Below are 23535 nucleotides of genomic sequence, written 5' to 3'. Positions count from 1 at the left end.
TAGATGTGGACCTCCACGTTGCGGTACATTGACTTCATGTAAGCGTGAACAATTTGTCCGTAAAGGTAGGAGGTGACAACGGGTGCAAGTTGGGCCCAGTTCATTTTTGGAGAAGAGGAAGCGTAATGAAGAAAAAGCCATGGCAAAAATATGTGCTGGTTGCGGCAGGAGTGGCTATGCTTTCTGCCTTGAGTATCAGTGAATATGTGGATCACCGTACCCTGCAGGATCACAGCCGTGTATTTCCTGCGAAGCCAGTAACACTTGTTGTTCCATATGCGGCGGGGGGCGGTACAGATATTACCGCAAGAGCGTTGGCAAAAGCCGCCGAAAAGCATCTCGGGCAGCCGATCATTGTCGTTAATCGAACAGGAGGCGGCGGTTCTGTTGGGCTAATGGAGGGGGCTGAGGCGCAGGCGGACGGTTATACCGTAACGTATCTGGTCGCTGAACTGACTACATTACCACATTTGGGACTATTACCCATCACCTATGAGCGCTTTAAGCCGCTGCTTCAGACCAATATGGACCCTTCTGCTATTACGGTCCGGGCGGATGCGCCGTGGAAGACAGCGGAGGCATTTCTGGAGGATGCTAGGGCCCATCCAGGCAAGCTGAAAATGGGGAATGCAGGCACAGGAAGCATCTGGCACCTCGCTGCCGCGATGCTGGAGCAGAAAAGCGGAGTCCGCTTCACCCATATCCCTTATGAGGGAGCAGGTCCAGCAGTCTCTGCTTTAAGGAGTGGATTCGTGGATGCTGTACCTGTCAGCCCCGCAGAAGTAAAGAAATACGTGGACGATGGGAAACTTCGCATACTGGCGATCCAGGCAGACACTGTTTCGGAAGCGTTTCCAAAAGTGCCGACACTTCAGCAGGCGACTGGGCTGCGTGTTCATTTTATCGGCACCTGGAGAGGGCTGGCTGTACCCAAGGATACACCGAATGAGGTGGCTCAAACGCTGGCGGATGCACTGATCAAGGGAACGAAAGACGAGGAATTCAGGGAGGAAATGCGAAAACATGGATTAGGATTGCGTGTCCAGGATGCAGAGGCATTCGCGCGTCAACTGAAGGATAGTCATGATACCTTCGCAAAACTGATTCCTGAACTCGGCTTAAGCCGCAAGTAAAACGGCCTTGTTTTTGCATTGGCAAAAACGAAAGGGTTGAATGAAGTTATGAAAATCAAACAAAACATCGATAAAATTCCAGGGGGCATTATGCTGGTGCCGCTGTTTATCGGCGCACTTTTTCATACGTTTACTCCATGGGCAGGCGACTATTTTGGATCTTTTACCAAGGGATTGATGACTGGTACGGTGCCCATTTTGGCAGTGTGGTTTTTTTGTATGGGTGCTTCCATAGATGTGCGAGCGACAGGCACCGTATTGCGTAAATCAGGAACACTCGTATTGACTAAAATTGCGGTCGCCTGGGTCGTGGCGATCATAGCGTCCAGGTTGCTGCCCGTTGGTGGCGTAGAAAGTGGGCTATTTGCAGGTTTGTCGGTGTTGGCGCTGATTTCGGCTATGGATATGACGAACGGTGGGCTTTACGCCTCCATTATGCAGCAGTATGGCTCCAAAGAAGAGGCAGGAGCATTCGTGCTGATGTCACTGGAATCTGGTCCGTTGGTGACCATGCTTATTCTAGGGAGCACCGGACTGGCCGTTTTTGAACCGCAAACATTTGTCGGGGCCGTATTACCATTTTTGGTCGGCTTTATGTTGGGCAATCTGGATCATGATTTCCGTAAATATTTTGGAAACGCGACACAAGCCCTTATTCCATTTTTTGGTTTTGCACTGGGGTGTTCCATTGACCTGAGTGTGATTGTCCAGACAGGTGTGTTAGGTATTTTGTTGGGTGTTTTTGTAATTATCTTTACAGGTATTCCACTGATTCTGGCGGACAAATATATCGGGGGTGGCAACGGTACGGCAGGAATTGCAGCCTCCAGCACAGCAGGTGCAGCAGTAGCGAATCCAGTCATTGTTGCCAATATTAAGCCTGAATTTTTGCCTGTTGCCCAATCTGCAACGGCATTAGTAGCCGCTTCGGTCATAGTGACCTCCATTTTGGTGCCAATTCTGACGGCATACTGGGCCAATTATATGAAGCGCAAGGAGAAGTCCAAAGGAGCGGGGCCTGTAACTCCAGGGGCGAATGTACCTAAATAAAGTTTAAGTAATGAGGGCTCAATTGGTCGACGTTACCATTACCCGGGAAATGCTGTCACAGTCATAGATACACCTTCCGTCCTAACATGATAAAACTTGTCCTAAAACGCTTCTGCCAACATACAAATGTAAGCAGAGGAGCGTGATGGAATTGGAAAACAAGGTGCGTCGCTATTACCAGTTAAAGCAAAAGCAAAAAGAAATTGAAGGCGAACTGGCTGATTTGCGTAATGACATTACCGCTCATTGTGCAGAGCAGGAAGTATCCGATTGGGAAATTGGCAACTATCGAGTCAGGATTGTACAGCAGCAGCGCAAGGAATACGATCATGCGAAATTGTATGATTCATTGCCTGACCCTCAATTATGGCGTTTGTTTTCCAAGCCGGACACTTCAAAGATTTCCAGCTTGCTAAAACTTAAGGTGATCGCGGAGGAGCAAATAAAAGATGCCGTTTCTCTTAAAACAGTGACCTTGTTGCAGGTGGATAAAAAATAAATAAAAAGAGCTGCCCCGTTTTTTTCGGAGCCAGCTCTTTTTATTATCTGTGGTTAGCAGTCTTCCACTTTCATATCTATTAAGCTATTGATCAGACAAACCTTTTCCCACGCCTTTGAGAAAATGAATACCGAACCCCATTGCCCGGTTTACATCTGGATCATTCATTGCCTTCATAAGATCACGTAGCCGAGTCTTTTTGTTCTGCTTTAGATGCTCTTCAGCTTCGTTCAGACCCGTAGTGACGCTGCTTGTCAGTTTTTTCATCAGCTCAGGGTCTACCTCCGACAGCATCCCTGCTGCACCCATCAGATTATTGATGATGTTCGTCACAGGCTTGCGCGTCGCTTGTCCTACAGCGATTTTGGCAATGGTTTCTTTGGCTTTTAGCATAGACTGAGCTGCTTCGAGAAGACCACTGTCATGCAGTTCACGTACAATTTCAAGCGTCTTCTGCAATGCTGCCCCATTGTCTGCCAGATCGGCAGTAAGTTGATCCAGCGATTGTTTTTGCCGTTCTTCTGCTGTCAATATACGTTTTCTCACAATTGAAATAGGCTTAGCCATGGTTCGACCTCCTTATTTTTGATCTACCAAATCGATGTAACCGGGACGATTCCACTTACGGTTCACTTCAACCCCATTTTGCGGATGCCGCTTTTTATAACGTGGATTGATATGTGGGAGTGGATTTTGACCATCGAATTCCAAAACGTGCATCCGTACTTTGGTTTGTTTATAGGCTGGTGTACGGGTGACTACATCAAATGCTCCACCAGTTAATAGATTGACAGCACCCTCATGGCTGGTAGAGTGCATTGGTACATAAATTTCTGTTCCTTGTACCCGGTCCGTCACCAGAACATGCAGCTTGACCGCACCATAGGGAGATTCCAGTCGTACTAGCGATCCGTCTGTAACTCCGCGCTCCTCTGCCAACTCAGGGGACACTTCCACAAATACTTTTGGGAGTTTGAGCTGAAGGCCTGTTGACTTTGTCGTCATATTTCCTTCGTGAAACTGTTCGAGCAGTCGGCCATTATTTAAGGTCAGATCAAATTCAGTGGGGAACTCCTTTGGTGGTACATATTCGAAGAGTCCCAAGCGCGCTTTTTTATCTGGAAAGTTAAAGCCGTTGGTGTGCAAGAGCGGTGTGTTGCTACCATCCGGCGACCCCCAATGGAAGCTGTTCCAGCCTTCCAATACGTCATAATTACATTGGGAGAAAAATGGAGTGAGCGCCGCCATTTCCTCAAAAATTTCATTCGGATGACTGTAATCCCAATCAAATCCCATGTGCTTGGCAAATTGGCTGAAAATCCACCAATCCGGTTTGCTGTCTCCTACAGGGCGGAGGGCCTCATATAAACGCTGTACGCGACGTTCGGTGTTTGTGAAGGTTCCGTCTTTTTCGAGTGAAGGTACGGCTGGCAAAATGACATCAGCGAATTCAGCTGTCTTGCTCAGAAATACATCCTGAACGACAAGGAAATCCAAATTCGCCAGCATTTCTTGGGTATGGTTGGAGTCTGCATCCACCCATGCCATTTCTTCTCCAGCGATATACATACCTTTGAGCTTACCCGTCTCAATGGCTTCCAGCATTTGAATGTTGTCCAGTCCGCGTTGGCTTGGAAGTTGTACGCCGTAGGCCGCTTCGAACTTGGAACGAATGGCATCGTTCGTTACGGGCTGATAGCCAGGGAAAATATCTGGCATCGTACCCATATCGGCAGCGCCCTGCACATTGTTATGACCACGAAGCGGATATGCGCCTGCACCCGGACGCATAAAGTTACCAGTCACCAGCAGCAGGTTGGCAATTGCAATCGAAGTGTAGGAGCCTGCGATGTTTTGTGTCACGCCCATACCCCAGCAAATGGCCGTGCCATCCGCTTCGTGAATCATGGTTGCTGCCTGAATCAGCGTCTCTTTGGAAATGCCTGTTTCCTGTTCGGCGAATTCCAAGGTGAAGTTCTCCAGCAATTTCAAATATTCAGGATAGAAATTTACATGTTCCTCAATGAATTTAGCATCATGCCAGTTTTGCTCAATGATGTATTTGGCTACAGCGGATAACCATACATAATCCGTACCTTGCTTCGGACGCATGAACAGATCTGCGCGTTCTGCCATTTCATGTTTGCGCAGGTCCACCGAGATCAGCTTTTGACCATGCAGCTTATGCGCACGTTTGATGCGGGTAGCCAGCACAGGATGCCCTTCTCCTGGCGCACAGCCGACCAGTATGACCAAACCTGCTGAGGCAATGTCTTTAATCGTACCGCTGTCTCCGCCGATGCCTCCGGTGTATTGTAGACCCCATGATGCAGGAGATTGGCAATACCGTGAGCAGTTATCAACGTTATTCGTTTGGAACACCTGACGAGCCAGCTTTTGCATCAGATAATTTTCTTCATTGGTAAATTTGGACGAAGAAATAAAGCCGAGTGCCTCGCCGCCGTAGGTTTCTTTAATCGCTCCCATTTTACTGGCCATCAGGCTCAAGGCTTCTTCCCAGGTTGCTTCCACGAATTCGTCTCCTTGACGAATTAATGGCGAGGTCAAACGCTGATCGCTATTCACAAAATCCCAACCGAATTTCCCTTTGACGCATGTCGAAATGCCGTTAACAGGCCCCTCAGAGGTAGGTTGTACCTTCAAAATTTTGCGGCCTTTGGTCCAAACTTCAAAGCTACAACCTACACCACAAAACGTGCAGACGGTTTTTGTTTTTTTCGTGCGGGTTTCACGCATGGCTGCTTCGGCTTCCGAAATTGCAAAAATCCCGCTGTAGCCCGGTTCCACTTCCTTAATTAGATCAACCATTGGATTTAATAAATCCTTATTTATGCCGCTCATGAAGCCGGCTTCCCCCAGCATGGACTTCTCCATCAAGGCATTACATGGGCAGACCGTTACACACTGACCGCAGCTGACGCAGGAGGAATCGTTAATGGCAACTCCATCATCCCAGATCACGCGAGGGCGTTCAGCCTCCCAGTCGAGGGACAGTGTTTCATTGACCTGCAGGTTCTGACATACCTCTACGCATTGGCCGCATGCAATACATTGATTGGGATCATAGCGGTAAAAAGGGTGGGACATATCCACTTCTGTGGGATCAACCTTCGGTCGATATGGATATTTTTGATGTTCAATTTCCATAAGTTCTGCAGTGTTATGCAAAGTACAATTACCGTTGTTGTTATCGCACACCGTGCAGTAGAGGAGGTGATTCTCCAGCAAACGGTCCATAGCCTCGGTTTGTGCCGCTTTTGCGCGATCTGAATGTAAATGAATATCCATTCCATTTGTAGCAAGCGTTGAACAGGAACGCATAAGCTTTCCGTTCACTTCTACGATACATGTGTCGCAGGTGCGGATTGGATCCACTTCGGGAACGTAACACAGTTGAGGATGGGCGATATTGTTTTCGTTGATTACTTCAAGAATGGTTGCACTGCTATTCGTTTTCAGTTCCTGTCCGTTTAATGTGATTTTGATCGTATTATCCGTCACGGTTCAGGCTCCTTTCAGATTCTGAATTTTAAAATTGGGAATAAAAAAACTCCACCATAAACACAAGTGCTCGTGTTTAAGCACTTGTGTTTATGGTGGAGTAGTGACCAAGCTCTAGGTCCTGGAGGCCAATCCGCCATAGGAGTATGTATTAATACCAAACAGTACGCACTGCTTGTGTATCAATAAATCAGATATGTCATTTTCTGCATGTCATCTGGTGTAACTATAGCGTAAAATTTAAGATAGTTCAACGGTGATTTATTAAAATTTTTAATTGATAATGATTATCGATTGAGAAAGCGAAAAATCATTGACAAACGTTCCAGGATTGCTAACAATAGGAATGTAATCTTATTTGAGAGCATTCGTGAATGGAGTGTACGTGGGAATCGCGTATATTTTATTTGGCGCAGCGCTTGTTAGTTTGATTTTTCTATATCACTTGATGTAAGGATTCATAAAATCCTGATGTAGATAAATTAACCGGCATTTAGCAGATTCTTCGGTATTCATAAGCGAAGAAGTTGTTGTGATGCCGGTTTTTTGGTTCAGTCTAGAGTTTGAAGAGGTTTATTAATGAAGACGGATTGAGGTGAACGGGATGGCGAACCGCAGCGACGATCAATGGAATCGCCCGTTACGGGACTTGAGAATATCCGTCATAGACCGATGTAATTTTCGGTGCCGATATTGTATGCCTGAAGAAATATTTGGCCATGACTATCCGTTTTTGCCAAAAGAAAAAATATTGACTTTTGCGGAAATTACCCGCCTCTCTCGTATCTTTGTCTCGCTCGGCGTTACAAAGCTGCGTATTACTGGGGGTGAGCCGTTGCTGAGGAAAGATTTGTCCTCGCTCATTCATTCGCTAACTCAACTCGATGGGGTTGAAGATATTGCCATGACGACGAACGGTGTCTTTTTGCCTAAGTATGCAGCGGCACTGCGAGAGGCGGGACTGAAAAGAGTAACGGTTAGTCTGGATTCGCTTGATGATGATCGATTTCGCCAAATGAACGGGGGGAGAAGCAGTGTCAAGGCGGTGCTGGAAGGTATCGAGGCTGCTGCTCAAGCAGGAATGCAGGTGAAAATAAATATGGTCGTGCAAAAGGGCTTTAACGATCAGGATATCGTACCTATGGCCCGCTATTTTCAAAAGAAAAAGCATATTTTGCGCTTTGTTGAATTTATGGATGTAGGAAACACCAATGGCTGGAAATTGGATCAGGTTGTTTCCAAGCAGCAGATTATTGAAACGATCCACGAGCACATGCCGTTAGAACCCGTTCCACCCCAGTACAAAGGTGAGGTGGCAACGCGCTATAGGTATCTGGACAGAGACGGGGAAATCGGCATCATTTCATCCGTTACAGACGCATTCTGCTCCACATGTACACGGGCGAGAATTTCTGCTGAGGGCTCCTTGTACACATGCCTGTTTGCGTCTAAAGGGTACAAGCTTCGCACGATGCTGCGGTCCGAGCAATCCGATGATGAGATTAGATCTTACATTGAGCGTGTTTGGAGAGGACGTACCGACCGCTACTCAGAGGAACGGTTGACTCATACGAAGAAAGCATCGTCCAAAATTGAAATGTCACATATCGGCGGGTGACCGAAGAGCCATCCTGTCAGAAACAAGGGAGTTGAGCACATGGAAAAGCCGGCTGAGGTGAAACGCGAGATCCTACGTTATCAGGACGGTCAGATCAAGCGTTTTGAAGACACAGTGGTGACGGAGTATCCAGTGACCATTAAAATCAATCAGCAGGAATTTGCCACCATGGTTTGTACACCAGAGTATGTAGAAGATATGGTAGTAGGCTTTTTGGCCTCTGAAGGCGTCATTCAACGGTATGATGATATCGAAGATATTTGGGTTCAGGAAAAAGAAGGTTTTGTTCATATTAAAACCCGTCGAATGAATGAGTTTTATCAAAACTTTCATTCCAAACGATACATTACCTCCTGCTGCGGAAAAAGTAGACAGGGATTTTACTTTATAAATGATGCCAAAGTGGCAAAAAGAATGAATGATGCCCATGTTACGGTGTCTTTTGATGACTGTTTCCGGCTGATGAATTTGATGCAAAACTCGGCACATACGTTTCAGGAGACTGGTGGCGTTCATAATGCCGCGCTGTGTGACAAAGACGGAATAATCCTGTCCAGAATGGATATCGGCCGCCACAATGCGTTGGATAAAATCTATGGGCACTGCCTAAAGCATGATATTATATTACAAGATAAAATCATCGTATTCAGTGGGCGCATCTCGTCTGAAATTTTGTTGAAGGTTGCAAAGATTGGTTGTGAGGTTGTTTTGTCCAAGTCAGCTCCCACAGAGCTTGCACTTGAATTGGCAGAGGATCTCGGGATTACTACCGTCGGTTTTATACGAAGTCGTTCTTTGAATGTGTACACGCACACGGAGCGGATTGATGAATTGGTTGAATCTAAAATATAATATAAAAAATGATCAATGTAGACCATAATCGTTAACCAGCATGGAATAAAACCTTTCGAGGTATTAGTTCATGTTGGTTTTTCTTGGTGTATATGCGATGTTCAGTCCTTGTACTGAAAGGGGGGAACCTACTTAATGAACTATCATATTCAAGTATTTGCCGGTCTTGCAGAACTGATGGGAAGGCCTATGATTACGGTGCCTGCTGATCAGGAAACGATGACCGTCAACGCATTAAAAGACTTGCTGTCCCAACATTTCCCTGAAGCAGCGACCCAGTTGCAAGGAGCTTTTGTTGCCAGAAATCAAGCCTACGCCGCTCCTGAGGAGCTGGTAAGTATACATGATGAGATTGCGATTATTCCTCCGGTTTCAGGAGGATAAGCTCCAGTAACAGACTAGGTGAAATCGATAGATAAGGGAACAAAGGGGGTCAGATGCATATGCAATACCATATTCAATTATTCGCAGGTATGGCGGAACAATTTAGTGACGTGATTACTGTGGAACTTTTACAGGAAACGGTGACCATTGCAGATATTCGAACAAGGCTGAATGAGCTGTACCCGGAGATAGCTTCACAACTGTCTGGTTCTTTTTTTACCCATCATAAAAAGCTGGCTTCTCCAGATGAACTTGTGCTTCCATCAGATGCAATTGGTCTTCATCAGTCAGCACCCGGAATGGAGACCGTCATTTCAAAATGTGGCTTATACGCTATTACCTACGATTTGATTGATGTCGATGAGGTAACCTCCAAGGTACACGACCCTTCGCACGGGGCTTCATTGACCTTTAATGGTACGACCCGGGAATTTACACAAGGGCAACGAACGGTGCTGCTTGAATATGAAGCGTATGTTCCAATGGCTATGAACACGATGAAGCAGATTGGCGACGAAATCGCAGATCGTTGGCCGCAAACGCGCACTGCCATTACACATCGGCTTGGTACGGTAAGGATTGGAGAGACCAGTGTCGTGATTGCTGTTTCTGCTGCACACCGAGATGTTTGCTACGAGGCTAGCCGCCATGCTATTGAACGCTTGAAGCAAATCGTACCGATATGGAAAAAGGAAGTGTGGGAGGACGGCTCAGAGTGGAAGGGGCACCAGCTAGGTGGCTGGAATCCTCATAACACCCCATAACTTTCGAGTTAGGCGTGACATCTGGACTTTTATCTTGTCTGATCAATTTGCAGCAATTAATGGATAAGAAGTATGGGGGCGTAAATAACGATGTCTGAAATGAAAAAGGACCCAATAACGGATGTGGATGCAGAAGCACACACGCAGGCGTCCCACGCCAGATATTCAAGACAAGAATTATTCGGAAAAATCGGGCCAACAGGACAGCAAAATATTCGCAGCAAGCATGTGTTAATGGTAGGTGCTGGAGCACTGGGAACTGCCAACGCAGACATGCTGGTGCGAGCGGGCATCGGACGGTTGACGCTGGTAGACCGGGATTATGTAGATTGGAGCAACCTACAACGCCAGCAGCTCTACGACGAAGCGGATGCCCGTGAACAGATACCCAAGGCAGTGGCCGCCCAGAGGCGATTGCAGCAAGTTAATTCGGACGTGGACATCCGTGCACTAGTCCAAGATGTATCGCTAGAGGAAATAGAAGATGTTGCCGCAGGGGTGGACCTCATCGTAGATGCAACTGATAATTTCGATACACGTTTGCTTATTAACGATTACGCTGTAAAGCACCAAATCCCCTGGATTTATGGAGCGTGTGTTGGTAGTTACGGGACAACCTTTACGATTGTTCCAGGACAGACACCCTGTCTGCATTGTCTGCTCGGAACCGTACCGCTTGGCGGCGCAACCTGTGATACGGTCGGTGTGATCAGCCCGGCTGTACAGATGGTGGCAGCTTACCAAAGTGCCGAAGCATTGAAGCTGCTCACTGGGGACAATTCAGCCTTGCAGGGCAAGCTGATTTCCTTCGATCTATGGAATAATCAACATCAGGCGATCCAAATCAGCGCCATGAAAAAAACGGATTGCCCGACATGTGGAGAGCATCCGGTGTATCCATTTCTACAATTGGAGCATCAGGCTAAAACGGCTGTACTGTGCGGACGTGATACGGTTCAGATCCGACCCGTCACAGGTGCTGTACGTAATCTGAACGAAGTGGCACGCCTGCTATCCCGTCAAGGGGGCCAAGTGGAGCATAATCCATATCTAGTGTCCGTTGTCATTGGAGCGCATCGGTTGGTTCTTTTTCAGGATGGACGCGTTCTGATCCATGGCACCAAGGATATCGCCGAGGCGAGGTCTATTTATCACAAATATTTGGGTTGACCCAATAGATTCGGACCGTAATGAGATGCACACTGTCACCTCATTACGGAATTTAGAGGACAGGGGAAGAACAAGTTGAAAATGAAATTCGGGTACATATTCACAATCGTTGGATTGTTGGCATGGGTTCTGGCTGGATGCTCGTCTCCGGCTGCTGTACAGTCGACAGCGCCTGCAGCCAAAACAGAGCTGATCGTATCTGCCGCTGCGAGTCTTCAAGATAGTCTGAATACGCTCAAGGAGCAGTATGAAAAGCAGCACCCAGATATCAAGCTGACCTTTAACTATGCTTCATCTGGTACTTTACAGAAACAAATTGAGCAGGGTGCACCCGCTGACGTATTTATTTCGGCAGGTATGAAGCAAATGAAGGCTTTAACCGATGCATCATTAGTCGAAAAAGATAGCGTACTGCTTCAAAATAAACTGGTTGTAGTTGTTCCGCAAGATAAGGCGAAGAGCACAGATAACAAGAGTATTACGCTTAATGATCTGACAAATCCTTCTTATATGAAGCTTGCCGTTGGGGAGCCTACTACTGTTCCGGCCGGACAGTATTCCAAAGAGTCGCTGACAAAAGCCGGATTATGGGACAAGCTGGAAGCGAAAATGGTATTCGCCAAAGACGTAAGACAGGTATTAAACTATGTTGAAACAGGCAATGCCGATGCTGGACTTGTTTATTTGACGGATGCCAAATCATCCGATAAAACAGTCGTGGCACTAGAAGTACCTGAGGAATTGCATGCCCCTATCCTGTATCCAGAAGGCATCGTAAAGGCAACCAAACACAGCAAGGAAGCAGGCGAGTTTGTTGATTTTCTGCGTACAGATGAAGCCATGAGCGTATTCAGCAAAGATGGATTTTCAGCTCCAGCAGAAACAACTGGGAAATAGAATTCACAGATAAAGGAGGGGGTCCCGTTGGATTGGTCGGCTTTTCTTCCTCCGGTTATCGTATCTGTTAAAGTCGCTGTCGTTGCCAGTATCATTGTCTTTTTATTAGCAACTGTAGTAGCTCGGATGATGGCGAACTGCAAGCTGCGCAGAGGAATCAGCGTGATTGAGACCGTCCTACTTCTTCCGCTTGTTTTGCCTCCCACTGTTGTCGGCTTTATATTGCTCATCTTGCTGGGAAGGAAAAGCTGGATTGGCACTGCCTTTGAAAGCTTGTTCCAGCAGACCATTGTATTTACGTGGGGAGCCGCAGTGGTGGCGGCGGTAGTTGTTGCTTTTCCACTGGCTTATCGGACGATCAAAGCAGGTTTTGAAGCTGTAGATCCCGAGGTAGAGCAGGCTGCACGTGCGCAAGGTGCCAACGAATGGCAAGTGTTTCGCCATATTACGATGCCCCTTGCCTACCGACCGCTCATTTCAGGATACATTCTCGGATTTGCCCGAGGGCTAGGGGAATTTGGTGCTACACTGATGCTTGCGGGTAATATTCCTGAACAGACACAGACCCTGCCTACGGCGATTTACACCGCGTCCGAGGTTGGAAATATGACACTCTCCTGGAGCTGGGTAGCCGTCATCATTTTATTCTCTTTTATCATGTTGATGCTATCGAATCGATTGGTGAAGGATTAGTTCGTTTGGATTCGTAATCTACGCAGTCTGTCCGATCGGGCGGGCTGTGTTTTTTTCTATGACGTCCCATGGTAAGTATGTTCCAAGAATCACTTTCGCTTCATCTCTGTTTTATATGATAGGAATCGGTTATGATGGAAGTAGTAACAAGGATTTTAGTAGATTTTAGGAGAGCGGTGCGATATGAGAAAGGAAACGGGTTTTAACGAAATTATTCGAAAAGTACGTAAAGAGCTATTTGGAAAAGGCCCGGAACGCATACATACAACCTTTGTAGATAATATGGCCATCACAATGCTATACGGTAATTTAACTCCATCGGAAAAGTTTCTTGCGCAAGAGGATGCAGGAAGAGAGATGGTGCATGCAGCTCGAACCAAAATGGTACAAAAAATCTATCCTGTACAGTTCAATAAAGAACTGGAGGAGTATATGGATTCCCGATTATTGCATTTATTTTCAGATATTAAAGTGGAGGAGGATATAGCCATCTCCGTTTTTGTGTTCGAGGATAATATTGCTGTGAAATAAAAAGAAATTGGAAGCCACAATATCCATATTGTTGGAGAGTTCGACTGCACCTTTGATTGATTTCGATGTTTGGATGCAATGAAAAGTGAAGGAGCTACATAGTTTATGAAAAAAGATGATTTTGGAAATAGAATGAAGGAATATGAAAATGCTTATAGATTAAGTCTGCCCCGCCGTTTACCCGTAATTATCAGAATCGATGGTGCTCATTTTCATACTTTTACACGTGGGATGACGAAACCTTTTGATGAAAAGTTAATCTTTGCATTATGGGAGACGTGCAAATATTTGGCTTATAATATTATGGGCTGTAAACTGGTGTACCATCAGAGTGATGAAATCTCTCTGCTTCTTACGAATTATGACAAATTAACGACACAATCATGGTTTGAAAATAATCTTCAAAAGATGGTGTCTATATCTGCCTCTTTGGCTACTGCCAAATTTAATGAGGAAATCCAGAAAGTTTATCCGGATAAGCCTCTAGCCACTTTTGATGCAAGAGCATGGGTTTTGCCTCACGATGAGGTTGCCAACTACTTTCTATGGAGACAACAAGATGCTACTAAAAACAGCATTTCTATGGTAGCTCAAGCTCATTTTAAGCATTCAGAACTACAAGGATTGAACGGAAGTCAGCTCCAAGACAAGCTTTTTGTGGAAAAAGGACTGAACTGGAACGACCTTCCGGTCTGGCAAAAGCGGGGAATCTGTATTACCAAACAACAGTATAACAAAGGAGAAGCCGTCAGAAGCAAGTGGGATGTTGATCATGACACGCCAATCTTTTCACAAAATAGAGATTATATTAACCAATATGTATACCTGAACAAGGATGTGTGAGGTTTGGAGTGTGTCATTTTTATAGGGATTCAGGCTTCGGGCAAATCGACTTTTTATAAAGAACGATTCTTCAAAACACATATGCGAATAAATCTTGATATGCTTAAAACACGAAATAGGGAAAATATGTACCTTCAGACCTCCATCGAAACGATGCAGCGTTTTGTAGTGGACAATACAAATCCCACAGTCGAAGAACGAAAGAAATATATAGATGCTTGTAAAAACAAGGGATTTAAAATCATTGGCTACTACTTTGAACCTGATTATGCTGAATCTATTAAGCGTAATGAGCAGCGCACAGGCAAAGAGTATATTCCTGAAATCGGTATTAAAAGTGTAATGAGTAAACTAGAGGTCCCCAGTTACGAAGAAGGATTTGATGAAATTTACAGCGTGATTTCGAGTGAGGGGACGTTTCGGATCGAAAAGCAACCATAGAACCGTATAATTTAGGAGGAGCATCCATGAACATACCAGAGAGATTTATCAAACGTTTTCCAGCATACGAGGACGTATTTGCCAGCGATCTTGAACATCACCGCAAGCACTTTCTGCCAATTTGCTCGATTAATCTCCAATTTTTATTTCCAGAGCAGGACGAGTGGCTTCATTTTGTTTCCGTAAAAGAAATCCACGAAGGCTGTGTGGGTGAAAATACTCAGCAATTTCATACCTTATATACCAAGGAAGATATGCTGGGATTCGATGTAATTGACGGCAAATATAAATTCGAAGCAGACTGGAATTATTTTAGTCTTCATCAGAAAGCGCAGCTGGAAGCTACCTATGAAGCGCTGAGATCTACCGGGGATAAAGCGTACCTACGTATGAAGAGAGAAGTCATGGCGTTGGACGGACTGGAGCAGGTGTACACAGCTAATGAACAAGATTACGAAGCTCGCAAAGCATTTTTCTTAGAAAATAATAAAATCTATCCTTATTCCTCCTTTGGTGAGGCCAAAAAGTCTGTGGAAGAGCTCACCCACGATTTTGAGGAAAAGCAATCCAGTGGCTGGGGGCTAAGCTTTCCCGAAGTCAACGGTATTCTGGATGATATCGCATTTCAGTCTGATGAGGCTCAAAGCTACATCAAGGAATATGACGAATCCTTGGAAGAGATGCTTAAGTTCGAGCAAACTAACTTGCTTCATGTGCCTAAACGTACCAATGGTGAGACATTTACATATATCGGTTCTTTCACCGGGTATTATTTTCAAGCGTTTGGAGCTGATACGGTTTACTTATTTTATGATCGAGAATTAAAGAAAGCGGTAATTTGCTTCGAGTATTCCTAGGATATAGAAAAAGCTCCCCAGACGGGAGCTTTAAAATTTATTTCTTATTGATCTTCACATCGTGCTCTTTAGCCAGTGTGTTAACCTGTTCACCAAAATCTCTGAATAGCTTTTTACCCTCGCTTAGCTTGGTATTACCCTCATTAATTAAGTTCAGATCCCCTTTTTCCAACGCATCGACCATCGTAATGAGTGCTTCCTTTTGAGTGCTAACTGCCTTGATGTAGGTTTCGTGGACAGCTCGTACCTCAGGAGTTTCCGTCTTTACTGCTTCAACCTTATCCAGGTATTTGGTGTATTCTGGGATAATATCATCTCGTAACGTATTATATAGTGTTTCATCATCTGTGAAGTTATCCCCGGTCACGGATTCATATTTTTCAGTTACTGCTTTTTCATCTTGTGCTAACGGAAGCATTCCGTCATTCACATAGGTAATTAAATCTTTTTTTACTGGATCGGTAGAGCAAGCTGACAAAATTGAAAAGCAACACAATACTAGCATAAATACGGTGAGTTTTTTCATCTGTATTCCCCTTTTTTATGTATGTTTATGGGTAATTCGACGCTCGTATAGGCTAAAAGTACTACCCATATCTATTTATTATATCGTATAAACAAGAGATTGGTAGGGTTTTTATGGTAAAACAGTGTCTAAAATAAGTTTATTGTCCCAGAATTATCATATAATCTATTGACTCTAGGGGTTTCTATTTTAGGGAATGAAGACTAAAAAATATTTACACAATATATTCCATTAGAACCAAGAATGTTTTATGATAGAGACAACAGCCTAGAATTGCCCTGGTTCTCCAGGGAATAGCGGGAATTCCTTAAACCATTTGAGAGGGGATTTCAGTATGAAGAGATTCAGAAAGGCTATTTCAGTTATGCTAAGCTTGATGCTCCTGTTTGCTTTTGGGATGACTGCAAACGCGAGTCAAGGCACAGAGATGAACAAGGAAAAACAAGTTGTTGAAGCTGATTCTAGTTTTCAGCTAACAACGAATAACGAAGATGTTATTGAGCATCTAACCCGGGTGGACAAGCCTGAAGGTATTACATCCTCAGTTTATAACATCCAGGAAAATATCAATTTCAAAGCACTAGAGACATTCTCATTGAAAAAAGAGACCCTTCCTTCCCTGAAAGCAAGTCCAACGGTAGCTACTGTTTCCTCTGCTACGTACTCCGGTACGATTACACAGGAGGGAGGCACACAGTTTTTATATCCGATTTATGTGAAGCCAGGTGAACTGTTGCAGGCACAGTTGGATGGTCCATTTTCAGAACAGCTTGACTATGACTTATATTTGTACGAATTTGATATGACGACAGGGGATATTAACCCCAATGCTATTGATGCCTCCACCTACGGAACCTATTTTAACAAGTATGAACATGGGTCTGCATCACTTCCTGAAAACGTAGGAAGCCGTAATGCTACCGGATCTGAGAAAGCTTACGCAATTGCAGTCCATTCCAAAAAGGGATCGAGCATAAATGATCCTTTCTATTTAACCGTGGATGTAAACTCCCAATATGATGCCTATGAACCAGATGAGAGTGCTTTTCATGCCTATAACTTTACATTTAGTACAGGGGGATCTACCCTTAATTCACGCTCCATTCATTCAGGAATTGACAACGATTGGTATCAAATCACAATTCCTGCGAATCGCAATTATGATGGTTTGAATGTCAAACTGGACAGCACTTCGGAAAGCTACGGTTACAAAGCGGAAGTTTACGGGGCTCTTAGTGGCAACCAAATGGTGCTTCTGCCGCAAACCAATCATAATGTCACTTTGAATACGGGAACCTACTATGTGCGAGTGTACACCACAAACCAGTATTCACCCGACCATTTATATGCACTCACACTTAAACCAGTACTTCGGGCTGGAAAAATTGTAATTAACGGTTATGACTCTAAAAACGGTCCGAATGACTATCCATCCTACTCTTATGGTCGTCATTATCGGGTTAATGGAAACACCAGCCTGACTGTAAAGGGTGTTGTTACTACAACGGATAATTATCCAGTAGCAAATGCACCAGTTAATGTGACATGGTTGAACCAGAACTGGACTGAAAGTAGTGGGAATCGGACTCGTACTGGCACTGGCTATACGGATCAAAATGGAGCCTTTAGTGTGACCCTTTCTCTACCGCATTCTACGGGAAGTATTGCGGAATACTTGTCTGGACCTATAAGCTTTACACATTACTATGATCTTTCAGGTGTAGCTGCCCAAGTGTCAGGTACTTCGCTTACAGCCACAGATATTGTATATCACTTTGCTTATAGCATTTATGGCGGTTGATATACTGTTCTATAAAGCAATGACAACGTCAGCTTGTTTGTTTTAACAATTTACATTCAGAGTCAGGAGCTTGCTTCAAAAATTGTTCATTTTTAGGACAAAGCATATATTCATTCCATATATGCTTTGTCCGATATATATAGCGACAGGGTTACATTAGATTGTACATACGCCTTAGATTGCCTGTTACAAACATGACAGGAGGAAACAGGATGAATTTTGAACCTCTTAGAGCACAACAAGCGGTTCTTAGCTCTGGTAGCCTACGGATAGACCCGGCAAGCAAGCAAGTTCCATCCCCCCAGCTACATGAAGAAAAACTCTCCAGGTTCGTCGTTCAGGATTCTGTAGAGATTAGTGAAGCCGGCAGACAATTGGCTGAAGGGGCCATCGTGTCGCATGCTGCCAAGTATTTTGGCACAACACAGATCAATGATGCATTAAACCGAGTTTTGGAAGATCAGCCGGAAGAAGTGTCCAATGCAGTATACAACATGATTCAATCCAATTTTATCGTCGACGGAACGGTAACGGATGAGAAGCAGCGATCGGTGCTGCTGGAAATGGGAGTTTCCCAATCCAAGTATATTGCAGATCGTTACATGGAAGGCGATAAAGCCAAGGAATTTATGAAAACCATGAACCAGATAGCTGGTATTGCCTTGACACGAACTATGGATTCAGAGACCGGGGATATTAGCTACACGACTCCAGCAGATCGTCCGATAGGTGCCCCTGAGGATTACGTTAAACTATCGGAAGTGATGAAACAGGTAGATCCTCAAAAATATACTGCGTTCATGAATGACATCAAAGGTGGAGGAAATGGATTAAGCCAGCTATTGAGTTTTGCCCAAAAGGTTCCTCAACATCCTGATTGGATTAATAAATACAAGGAACGTACAGGACAGACTGAAGAGCTGTTAAATAAACTACAATTAACGAATCAGTTTGACAAAGCGGATACTTCCTCAGCTTCTGCGTTTATGAACAGTATGCAAAATCTTCTTAAGGAATCTTCTCCTGCTCAGGACTCTTACATGCAGAATATGCGGGGATTTTTTCGAAACTTGGGTGTTCAGGTTGATTAAAACTTCAAAACGATCGCTGAGATGAGAAATTCGAGAATTTATTACAGTTCATTTTGCTGTTCTGTTTACATCCTGCTTGGAACGAAGTATAATAGCTTCAAAACATACTCGTGAACTTGAGGAAGCACCTCAAACTTAGGCATTATTGCCTTGGTTTGGGGTGCTTTTTCTATTTTAGTCAAAGCGAGTACGTAGAAATCTTTGAAAATAAAATAAAGTAAGGAGAAGTGATATGTATCGAAAAAATAAACGAAGGGTTAGGAAGCACAGTAAATGGGTGTATGGAGCACTGGCTTTACTCCTCTTATTGATGACCATTCCTATATTCCCGCAAAGGGTATCAGCTGCTACCCAAGAAATCATAGGAGGCCCTTTTTGCCAAAACAATTTGCCAGGTGGGGGCGACAGTTGGGGCTCTTGGTCAGGAAGTGGGATAGGAGCAACGGAAGTATACACTGGCATGGGCTCGGCAAGGTATAAATGTGATGGGACGGCACAGCCGACAAATCGTTTTATTGATATTGGAAGATCTATTAAGACTTCTGATTACAGGGTTTTTGTTTACATTGAGGGGTCTTATCATACAGATATATATACATCTAATGCCGCCGCAGGCGACAGCTGGAGACCCAACGGAACGAATTTATATACATGGACTAATGTAACGAAATTCTATGCCAATAGCTATTACCAGGGAAAATGGATAGATATCACCGACTCTATTACATTAAGGGATGTACGATATTTCAGAGCGATGGGAACTAGTCAACAGACAAGTGATGAAATATCCAAGTTTGGAATTCGTATTATTCCCAAATCAGACTTGATGCCTAAACCACCCCAGATTCATGCTGGTGCAGAGGGACAGGCTGTTACAGGGTGGACCAAAGAGCCTGTAACCGTGTGGATTGATGGGGATGTGGCTCCTGAAGGATTAAAGTACTATGAATATAGCCTGAATGGAGGAGCATTTCAGCAATATATTGGTCCCTTCACTGTCAATGATCATGGTGTAAATACAATTTATGCGCGCACAGTGGACGTGCATAACCAGTATAGTGGTCTTTCTTCCGCGAATGTCCGAATAGACAGGATGCCACCAACTGCCCCCATTATAGACGCAACAGGAAACAGTAATGAATATACCATTTCATTACAACCGGGTGCAGACGATTATTCTGGACTAGCCCATACTCAATTTCGGTTGACCGGCGTTGTAAATCAGGCTTGGCAGGATTATGGTGGAGTATTTCATGTCAATCAAGATGGCAAAAGCACGATTTATGCTCGTTCCATTGATAGTGTCGGTAATGTGAGCCGGGAGGTAAGCAAGGAAGTCACCGTTGATAAAAAGGGGCCGACGGCTCCTGTTATACGGGCTAGCGAAACGGGTCCAACGAACCGTGACGTGGACATTGCCATTGAGTCAGGAAGTGACTCTACAAATGGAATTAAGAAGACACAGTATCGTTTGAGTCCAACAGGGGAGTGGCTGACATACAATGGCACTTTCACATTAAATGCAGAAGGGAGTTACGAACTATCAGCACGGACAATCAATAATCTTGGTGTGTCTAGTCCAATTGTGACTCAATCGGTCATGATTGATCGTACTCAACCAACCCCTCCGAAAGTTACGTTTTCTGAGGTGACAAATCTTACCCGATATATTAATAAACCAGTACAATTTACGCTCTCGGGTGCAACGGATACTACAGCCGTTTATTATGAATATCAATTGGGTTCTGGCGCTTATGTACCTGGTTCATCGGGAATATTAAATAGTTCGGGGATTGTAGAAGTAACTGCTCAAGCTGTAGATGCAGCTGGAAATCGAAGCGTTCCGGTGACCGCAATATCTTATATCGATTTGGAGCCGCCGAGCATTCAACTGACACCCAATGCACGTGAATGGAAAGATGCCTCAATTCATGTGAGGATACAATATGGTGACCAGTACTCGGGGATTGATCCATCAACAATGCAGTATAAAATCACGAACAGCTCCGATTCACCCGAAAACTGGGAGGCTGCAGCCGAACCAATAGTCCAGCTGGATCTTTCAAATGAAGGTGAATGGTATGTCCATGCGAAGGTGAAAGACCAGGCAGGAAACATGTATGAAACGGTCAGCAGTGCACTTCGCATTCAAAAGCAACCGCAGCCGGTTGTGCTTTCGGCGACATCTGTACGCAACAAAGAGGTTGATTTGCAATGGACTCTCCCTTCCGGGCTTGCCGATGGTTATGTCTATACAGTCCGGAATCTAACAACAAATAAGGTTTGGGATGTTAACCATCCGACAAATTCTTTTACAGATACAGGGCTATTAGGAGGGCATGAATATGAGTATGAACTGCGTTGCAGTAATCATGTAGGAGGCAATGCATATTCTAATCGAGTCCGTGTATTAACGTTACCTGATGCCCCTGAGCATGTTCAGTTGCGACCGGTCTCTCGTCATTCGTCAGAAATCATGGCCGACTTTACGCCAGTTTTTTCAGCTAATAAATATATTATTACAGCAGCGGACGCAAGTACGGGAGAAATCATATTTAAGGATACGGTTATACAAGATGTGTATAACTCTATTAAAGGCATGGAGCCTGGTAAGTATTACGAAGTTTCTGTATCCGCTATAAATGACACGGGAGAGGGCGCAGCAAAGCATGTATCTTTTTTAAGTCTGCCAGACAGCCCAAGCGGATTCCGAAATGTAACCGTAAGAGAAGATGGAATCGACTTGAAGTGGAATTCTGTAATCACTGCCACCTACTACGCCCTAGAGCGAGATCAGGTCTCAGTTTTCAACGATGTATATACAGAATTCACCGATACTGAGCTTCAGGCGGGAACAGAGTATAACTATCGTATATTTGCTGAAAATGAAACAGGATTTGGAGACTATGCTCATCTCGGAGTTACGACATTGCCAGATCGGGTAACTACACTTTCAAGTGTAACGAAGGATGTATATTCTGTTGGTGTAGTGTGGCAAGATGTGCAGGGGGCTGAAGGGTACATCTTAAATGTTAACGATGGACCAAAGGTGCAGATTCCGCGTGGTATCCATTCTTATACTTTTGAGGGCTTGCCAGCAGGTAGATCTGCCAATATAAAAATTCGGGCTTACAATCGAAGTGGTACGGGCGGAGATACATCTATCAACGTATTAACGCTGCCTGATTTGGCTGTACAACTTGCAGCTGTAGATGTTCGCGAACACGATGCCACATTGATATGGGCTCCGGTTGATGGGGCAACTCAATATAAGGTAACAATCAACGGTCAAAATTATTATAGTACGGAACCACGGGTAGTTGTATCTGGTTTAGTAGGTGGAAAAAACTACGATTTTCAAGTGAGCAGTGGAAATAGCAGTGGTTACAGCCCACCAGCGTGGGGTGAGTTGCTGACGCTTCCACCTCAAGTACAAAATGTCAAAGTTAAGGAACTTGGGAATGGACAGATTTCGCTGGCCTGGGATGAAATCAAGAGTGCTACCCAATATGCTGTAATCCGCAAAGATACAGGGGAAGTTTTTGACACCAAAAAAGCTCATATTATACTTTCAGATATCCAGCCTGGTACAATTTATTTGTTTGGTCTACAGACTATGAATACGACGGGGAAAGGTGACATAGCTCCCTTTTCGTATCGTGCGTTGCCAGGTCAAATACCAGATCGTAGGTTGGTTGTGAAAAGCGTAACGGATACCGATTTGCTTATTGCGTGGCAAGAAGCTCCAGGTGCAGATGCCTACAATGTCTACAAAAACGAGATGCTTATCGGTCATACGAGCACTCATGAGTTTAAAGTAGACGGATTAGACAGCTCTACATTGTATCGTATTACCGTTAAGCCTGTGAACACAAGCGGTGAGGGCCAGCAGACAGAAGGTGAGGTCGAGACGTTACCGTCTTCAGCATTTGCATTTTCGAAGACAGAAACAACCAATAGCGAATTTATCATCCATTGGGAGTCAGAACATGAAAATGATATTTTCGTTCTCGCCAATGAAGAAGGAACTGAACTATATCGTGGCAAGGATCGAGGTTTTATCTGGAGACAGCTGAGAGAGAAGCAATTGTATACCGTTCGACTTTGGGCAGAAAATAGTCAAGGAAAACGCACAGAGGCCAAACAAGCAAATGGTAAAACTACAGGGAATACTGTAGATACAGTTGGTGGAGCAGGAGGAGCCGGGAGTGTTAAACCGATTCAGACTGTTGTAGAGGAGCCAATAGAAACAAAAACAGAGTTCTTTCAAGGCTCAACAATCGAGACGCAGGCAAATCATTTTAGCGATATTGATCGGGCATTCAATAGAGAGAAAATAAATGCGCTTGCCGATTTGGGCGTAGTAAAAGGGACATCCAGCACGCTTTTTGAACCGAGCAGACCCGTAACACGTATGGAGTTCACTTCAATGCTTGTTCGTTCTCTCAAGTTACCGCTCGAAACGGATGTGACTCTAGGCTTTGAGGATATTGATCCATCGGCGTGGTATGTTGATCTACTCAAAACTGCAATTAAGGATCAAGTCGCTCGAGGATTTAGTAGCAAAGTATTTGGTCCAGATCGGGTTATAAACCGGGAGCAGGCCGCTAAAATGGTGAATAACATTATCAAGGCTACACCACAGCAAGAAAGCAGTGTATACTCAGATTCTTCTCAAATTGTAGAGTGGGCCAGAAAGGATGTACTCGGCCTAACCGAGATTAATTTAGTACAAGGATACCCAGATGGCAGCTTCCGTGCTAAACAGGAAGTTACGCGCGCGGAAGCAGCTGAGATGATTTATAACATGCTTCAAATGAAATAGTCAAAAAGGGGACGGCATCAGCCGGCCCCTTTTTTGTA

Annotated in this window: 20 protein-coding genes; 17 read left to right on the top strand and 3 right to left on the bottom strand. The window is 44.6% G+C overall.

Annotated elements, in window-relative coordinates:
- Positions 1–125: 125 nt before the first annotated feature.
- From ACN6NF_RS16915 to ACN6NF_RS16905, 3 genes are all read left to right on the top strand, one after another.
- Positions 126–1133, top strand: coding sequence for a tripartite tricarboxylate transporter substrate binding protein (locus tag ACN6NF_RS16915; RefSeq protein WP_474318706.1), 1008 nt, complete (start codon positions 126–128; stop codon positions 1131–1133).
- A gap of 48 nt (positions 1134–1181) precedes the next feature.
- Positions 1182–2183 (top strand): 2-keto-3-deoxygluconate transporter, encoded by a 1002-nt coding sequence (kdgT, locus tag ACN6NF_RS16910; protein WP_474318705.1) that lies wholly within the window; start codon positions 1182–1184, stop codon positions 2181–2183.
- 145 nt (positions 2184–2328) lie between these two features.
- Positions 2329–2682: a hypothetical protein gene (locus tag ACN6NF_RS16905; protein WP_474318704.1), complete on the top strand. Its 354-nt coding sequence runs from the start codon at positions 2329–2331 to the stop codon at positions 2680–2682.
- 84 nt (positions 2683–2766) lie between these two features.
- On the opposite strand, the gene ACN6NF_RS16900 is transcribed toward ACN6NF_RS16905, so the two are convergent.
- Positions 2767–3249, bottom strand: a complete 483-nt coding sequence (locus tag ACN6NF_RS16900) for a helical membrane plugin domain-containing protein (RefSeq protein WP_474318703.1) — start codon at positions 3247–3249, stop codon at positions 2767–2769.
- 12 nt (positions 3250–3261) lie between these two features.
- Positions 3262–6204, bottom strand: coding sequence for a formate dehydrogenase subunit alpha (gene fdhF, locus ACN6NF_RS16895; protein ID WP_474318702.1), 2943 nt, complete (start codon positions 6202–6204; stop codon positions 3262–3264).
- Positions 6205–6808: 604 nt separating this feature from the next.
- Between fdhF and moaA the strand changes: the two genes are divergently transcribed.
- The 11 genes from moaA to ACN6NF_RS16840 all read left to right on the top strand — a co-directional run bounded on the left by moaA (position 6809) and on the right by ACN6NF_RS16840 (position 15254).
- The gene (moaA, locus tag ACN6NF_RS16890; RefSeq protein ID WP_474318701.1) at positions 6809–7822 is read left to right on the top strand and encodes a GTP 3',8-cyclase MoaA; all 1014 of its coding nucleotides are present in this window, start codon (positions 6809–6811) and stop codon (positions 7820–7822) included.
- Positions 7823–7861: 39 nt separating this feature from the next.
- Positions 7862–8674: a formate dehydrogenase accessory sulfurtransferase FdhD gene (fdhD, locus tag ACN6NF_RS16885; RefSeq protein WP_474318700.1), complete on the top strand. Its 813-nt coding sequence runs from the start codon at positions 7862–7864 to the stop codon at positions 8672–8674.
- Between the two features lie 135 nt (positions 8675–8809).
- On the top strand, positions 8810–9058 hold the full coding sequence (locus ACN6NF_RS16880) for a MoaD/ThiS family protein (RefSeq protein WP_474318699.1): 249 nt from the start codon (positions 8810–8812) through the stop codon (positions 9056–9058).
- A gap of 59 nt (positions 9059–9117) precedes the next feature.
- Entirely contained in the window at positions 9118–9822 is a 705-nt protein-coding gene (locus tag ACN6NF_RS16875) for a molybdenum cofactor biosynthesis protein MoaE (RefSeq protein WP_474318698.1), read from the top strand.
- 90 nt (positions 9823–9912) lie between these two features.
- A complete protein-coding gene (locus tag ACN6NF_RS16870) occupies positions 9913–10992 on the top strand; it encodes a thiazole biosynthesis adenylyltransferase ThiF (protein WP_474318697.1) in 1080 nt (359 codons plus the stop codon).
- Between the two features lie 75 nt (positions 10993–11067).
- Positions 11068–11889: a molybdate ABC transporter substrate-binding protein gene (gene modA, locus ACN6NF_RS16865; protein WP_474318696.1), complete on the top strand. Its 822-nt coding sequence runs from the start codon at positions 11068–11070 to the stop codon at positions 11887–11889.
- Positions 11890–11916: 27 nt separating this feature from the next.
- Positions 11917–12582, top strand: a complete 666-nt coding sequence (gene modB, locus ACN6NF_RS16860) for a molybdate ABC transporter permease subunit (protein WP_474318695.1) — start codon at positions 11917–11919, stop codon at positions 12580–12582.
- Positions 12583–12765: 183 nt separating this feature from the next.
- Positions 12766–13113 carry a Na-translocating system protein MpsC family protein gene (locus tag ACN6NF_RS16855; protein WP_474318694.1) on the top strand — a complete coding sequence of 116 codons (348 nt, stop codon included), beginning with the start codon at positions 12766–12768 and terminating at the stop codon, positions 13111–13113.
- Positions 13114–13218: 105 nt separating this feature from the next.
- Positions 13219–13956: a tRNA(His) guanylyltransferase Thg1 family protein gene (locus tag ACN6NF_RS16850; protein WP_058712445.1), complete on the top strand. Its 738-nt coding sequence runs from the start codon at positions 13219–13221 to the stop codon at positions 13954–13956.
- Positions 13957–13959: 3 nt separating this feature from the next.
- The gene (locus tag ACN6NF_RS16845; RefSeq protein ID WP_013372243.1) at positions 13960–14397 is read left to right on the top strand and encodes an AAA family ATPase; all 438 of its coding nucleotides are present in this window, start codon (positions 13960–13962) and stop codon (positions 14395–14397) included.
- 26 nt (positions 14398–14423) lie between these two features.
- A complete protein-coding gene (locus tag ACN6NF_RS16840; RefSeq protein WP_474318693.1) occupies positions 14424–15254 on the top strand; it encodes a siderophore biosynthesis protein in 831 nt (276 codons plus the stop codon).
- 37 nt (positions 15255–15291) lie between these two features.
- On the opposite strand, the gene ACN6NF_RS16835 is transcribed toward ACN6NF_RS16840, so the two are convergent.
- Positions 15292–15780 carry a hypothetical protein gene (locus ACN6NF_RS16835; protein WP_013372241.1) on the bottom strand — a complete coding sequence of 163 codons (489 nt, stop codon included), beginning with the start codon at positions 15778–15780 and terminating at the stop codon, positions 15292–15294.
- A gap of 334 nt (positions 15781–16114) precedes the next feature.
- Here ACN6NF_RS16835 and ACN6NF_RS16830 point away from each other — a divergent pair, with 334 nt between their 5' ends.
- From ACN6NF_RS16830 to ACN6NF_RS16820, 3 genes are all read left to right on the top strand, one after another.
- A complete protein-coding gene (locus ACN6NF_RS16830) occupies positions 16115–17581 on the top strand; it encodes an Ig-like domain-containing protein (protein ID WP_474318692.1) in 1467 nt (488 codons plus the stop codon).
- Between the two features lie 212 nt (positions 17582–17793).
- Positions 17794–18672, top strand: coding sequence for a hypothetical protein (locus ACN6NF_RS16825; protein ID WP_474318691.1), 879 nt, complete (start codon positions 17794–17796; stop codon positions 18670–18672).
- Between the two features lie 232 nt (positions 18673–18904).
- Entirely contained in the window at positions 18905–23497 is a 4593-nt protein-coding gene (locus ACN6NF_RS16820; protein WP_474318690.1) for an OmpL47-type beta-barrel domain-containing protein, read from the top strand.
- Positions 23498–23535 lie beyond the last annotated feature (38 nt).

The sequence above is a fragment of the Paenibacillus sp. TSM33 genome (genome assembly GCF_056099025.1).
Note: the sequence above shows the minus strand (reverse complement) of the source record. Positions and strands in the feature narration are given on the sequence as shown.

Coding starts and splice junctions, on each gene's coding strand:
- ACN6NF_RS16915 (WP_474318706.1), top strand. CDS start 126: ATGAAGAAAAAGCCATGGCAAAAATATGTGCTGGTTGCGGCAGGAGTG.
- kdgT (WP_474318705.1), top strand. CDS start 1,182: ATGAAAATCAAACAAAACATCGATAAAATTCCAGGGGGCATTATGCTG.
- ACN6NF_RS16905 (WP_474318704.1), top strand. CDS start 2,329: ATGGAATTGGAAAACAAGGTGCGTCGCTATTACCAGTTAAAGCAAAAG.
- ACN6NF_RS16900 (WP_474318703.1), bottom strand. CDS start 3,249: ATGGCTAAGCCTATTTCAATTGTGAGAAAACGTATATTGACAGCAGAA.
- moaA (WP_474318701.1), top strand. CDS start 6,809: ATGGCGAACCGCAGCGACGATCAATGGAATCGCCCGTTACGGGACTTG.
- fdhD (WP_474318700.1), top strand. CDS start 7,862: ATGGAAAAGCCGGCTGAGGTGAAACGCGAGATCCTACGTTATCAGGAC.
- ACN6NF_RS16880 (WP_474318699.1), top strand. CDS start 8,810: ATGAACTATCATATTCAAGTATTTGCCGGTCTTGCAGAACTGATGGGA.
- ACN6NF_RS16875 (WP_474318698.1), top strand. CDS start 9,118: ATGCAATACCATATTCAATTATTCGCAGGTATGGCGGAACAATTTAGT.
- ACN6NF_RS16870 (WP_474318697.1), top strand. CDS start 9,913: ATGTCTGAAATGAAAAAGGACCCAATAACGGATGTGGATGCAGAAGCA.
- ACN6NF_RS16855 (WP_474318694.1), top strand. CDS start 12,766: ATGAGAAAGGAAACGGGTTTTAACGAAATTATTCGAAAAGTACGTAAA.
- ACN6NF_RS16850 (WP_058712445.1), top strand. CDS start 13,219: ATGAAAAAAGATGATTTTGGAAATAGAATGAAGGAATATGAAAATGCT.
- ACN6NF_RS16840 (WP_474318693.1), top strand. CDS start 14,424: ATGAACATACCAGAGAGATTTATCAAACGTTTTCCAGCATACGAGGAC.
- ACN6NF_RS16835 (WP_013372241.1), bottom strand. CDS start 15,780: ATGAAAAAACTCACCGTATTTATGCTAGTATTGTGTTGCTTTTCAATT.
- ACN6NF_RS16830 (WP_474318692.1), top strand. CDS start 16,115: ATGAAGAGATTCAGAAAGGCTATTTCAGTTATGCTAAGCTTGATGCTC.
- ACN6NF_RS16825 (WP_474318691.1), top strand. CDS start 17,794: ATGAATTTTGAACCTCTTAGAGCACAACAAGCGGTTCTTAGCTCTGGT.
- ACN6NF_RS16820 (WP_474318690.1), top strand. CDS start 18,905: ATGTATCGAAAAAATAAACGAAGGGTTAGGAAGCACAGTAAATGGGTG.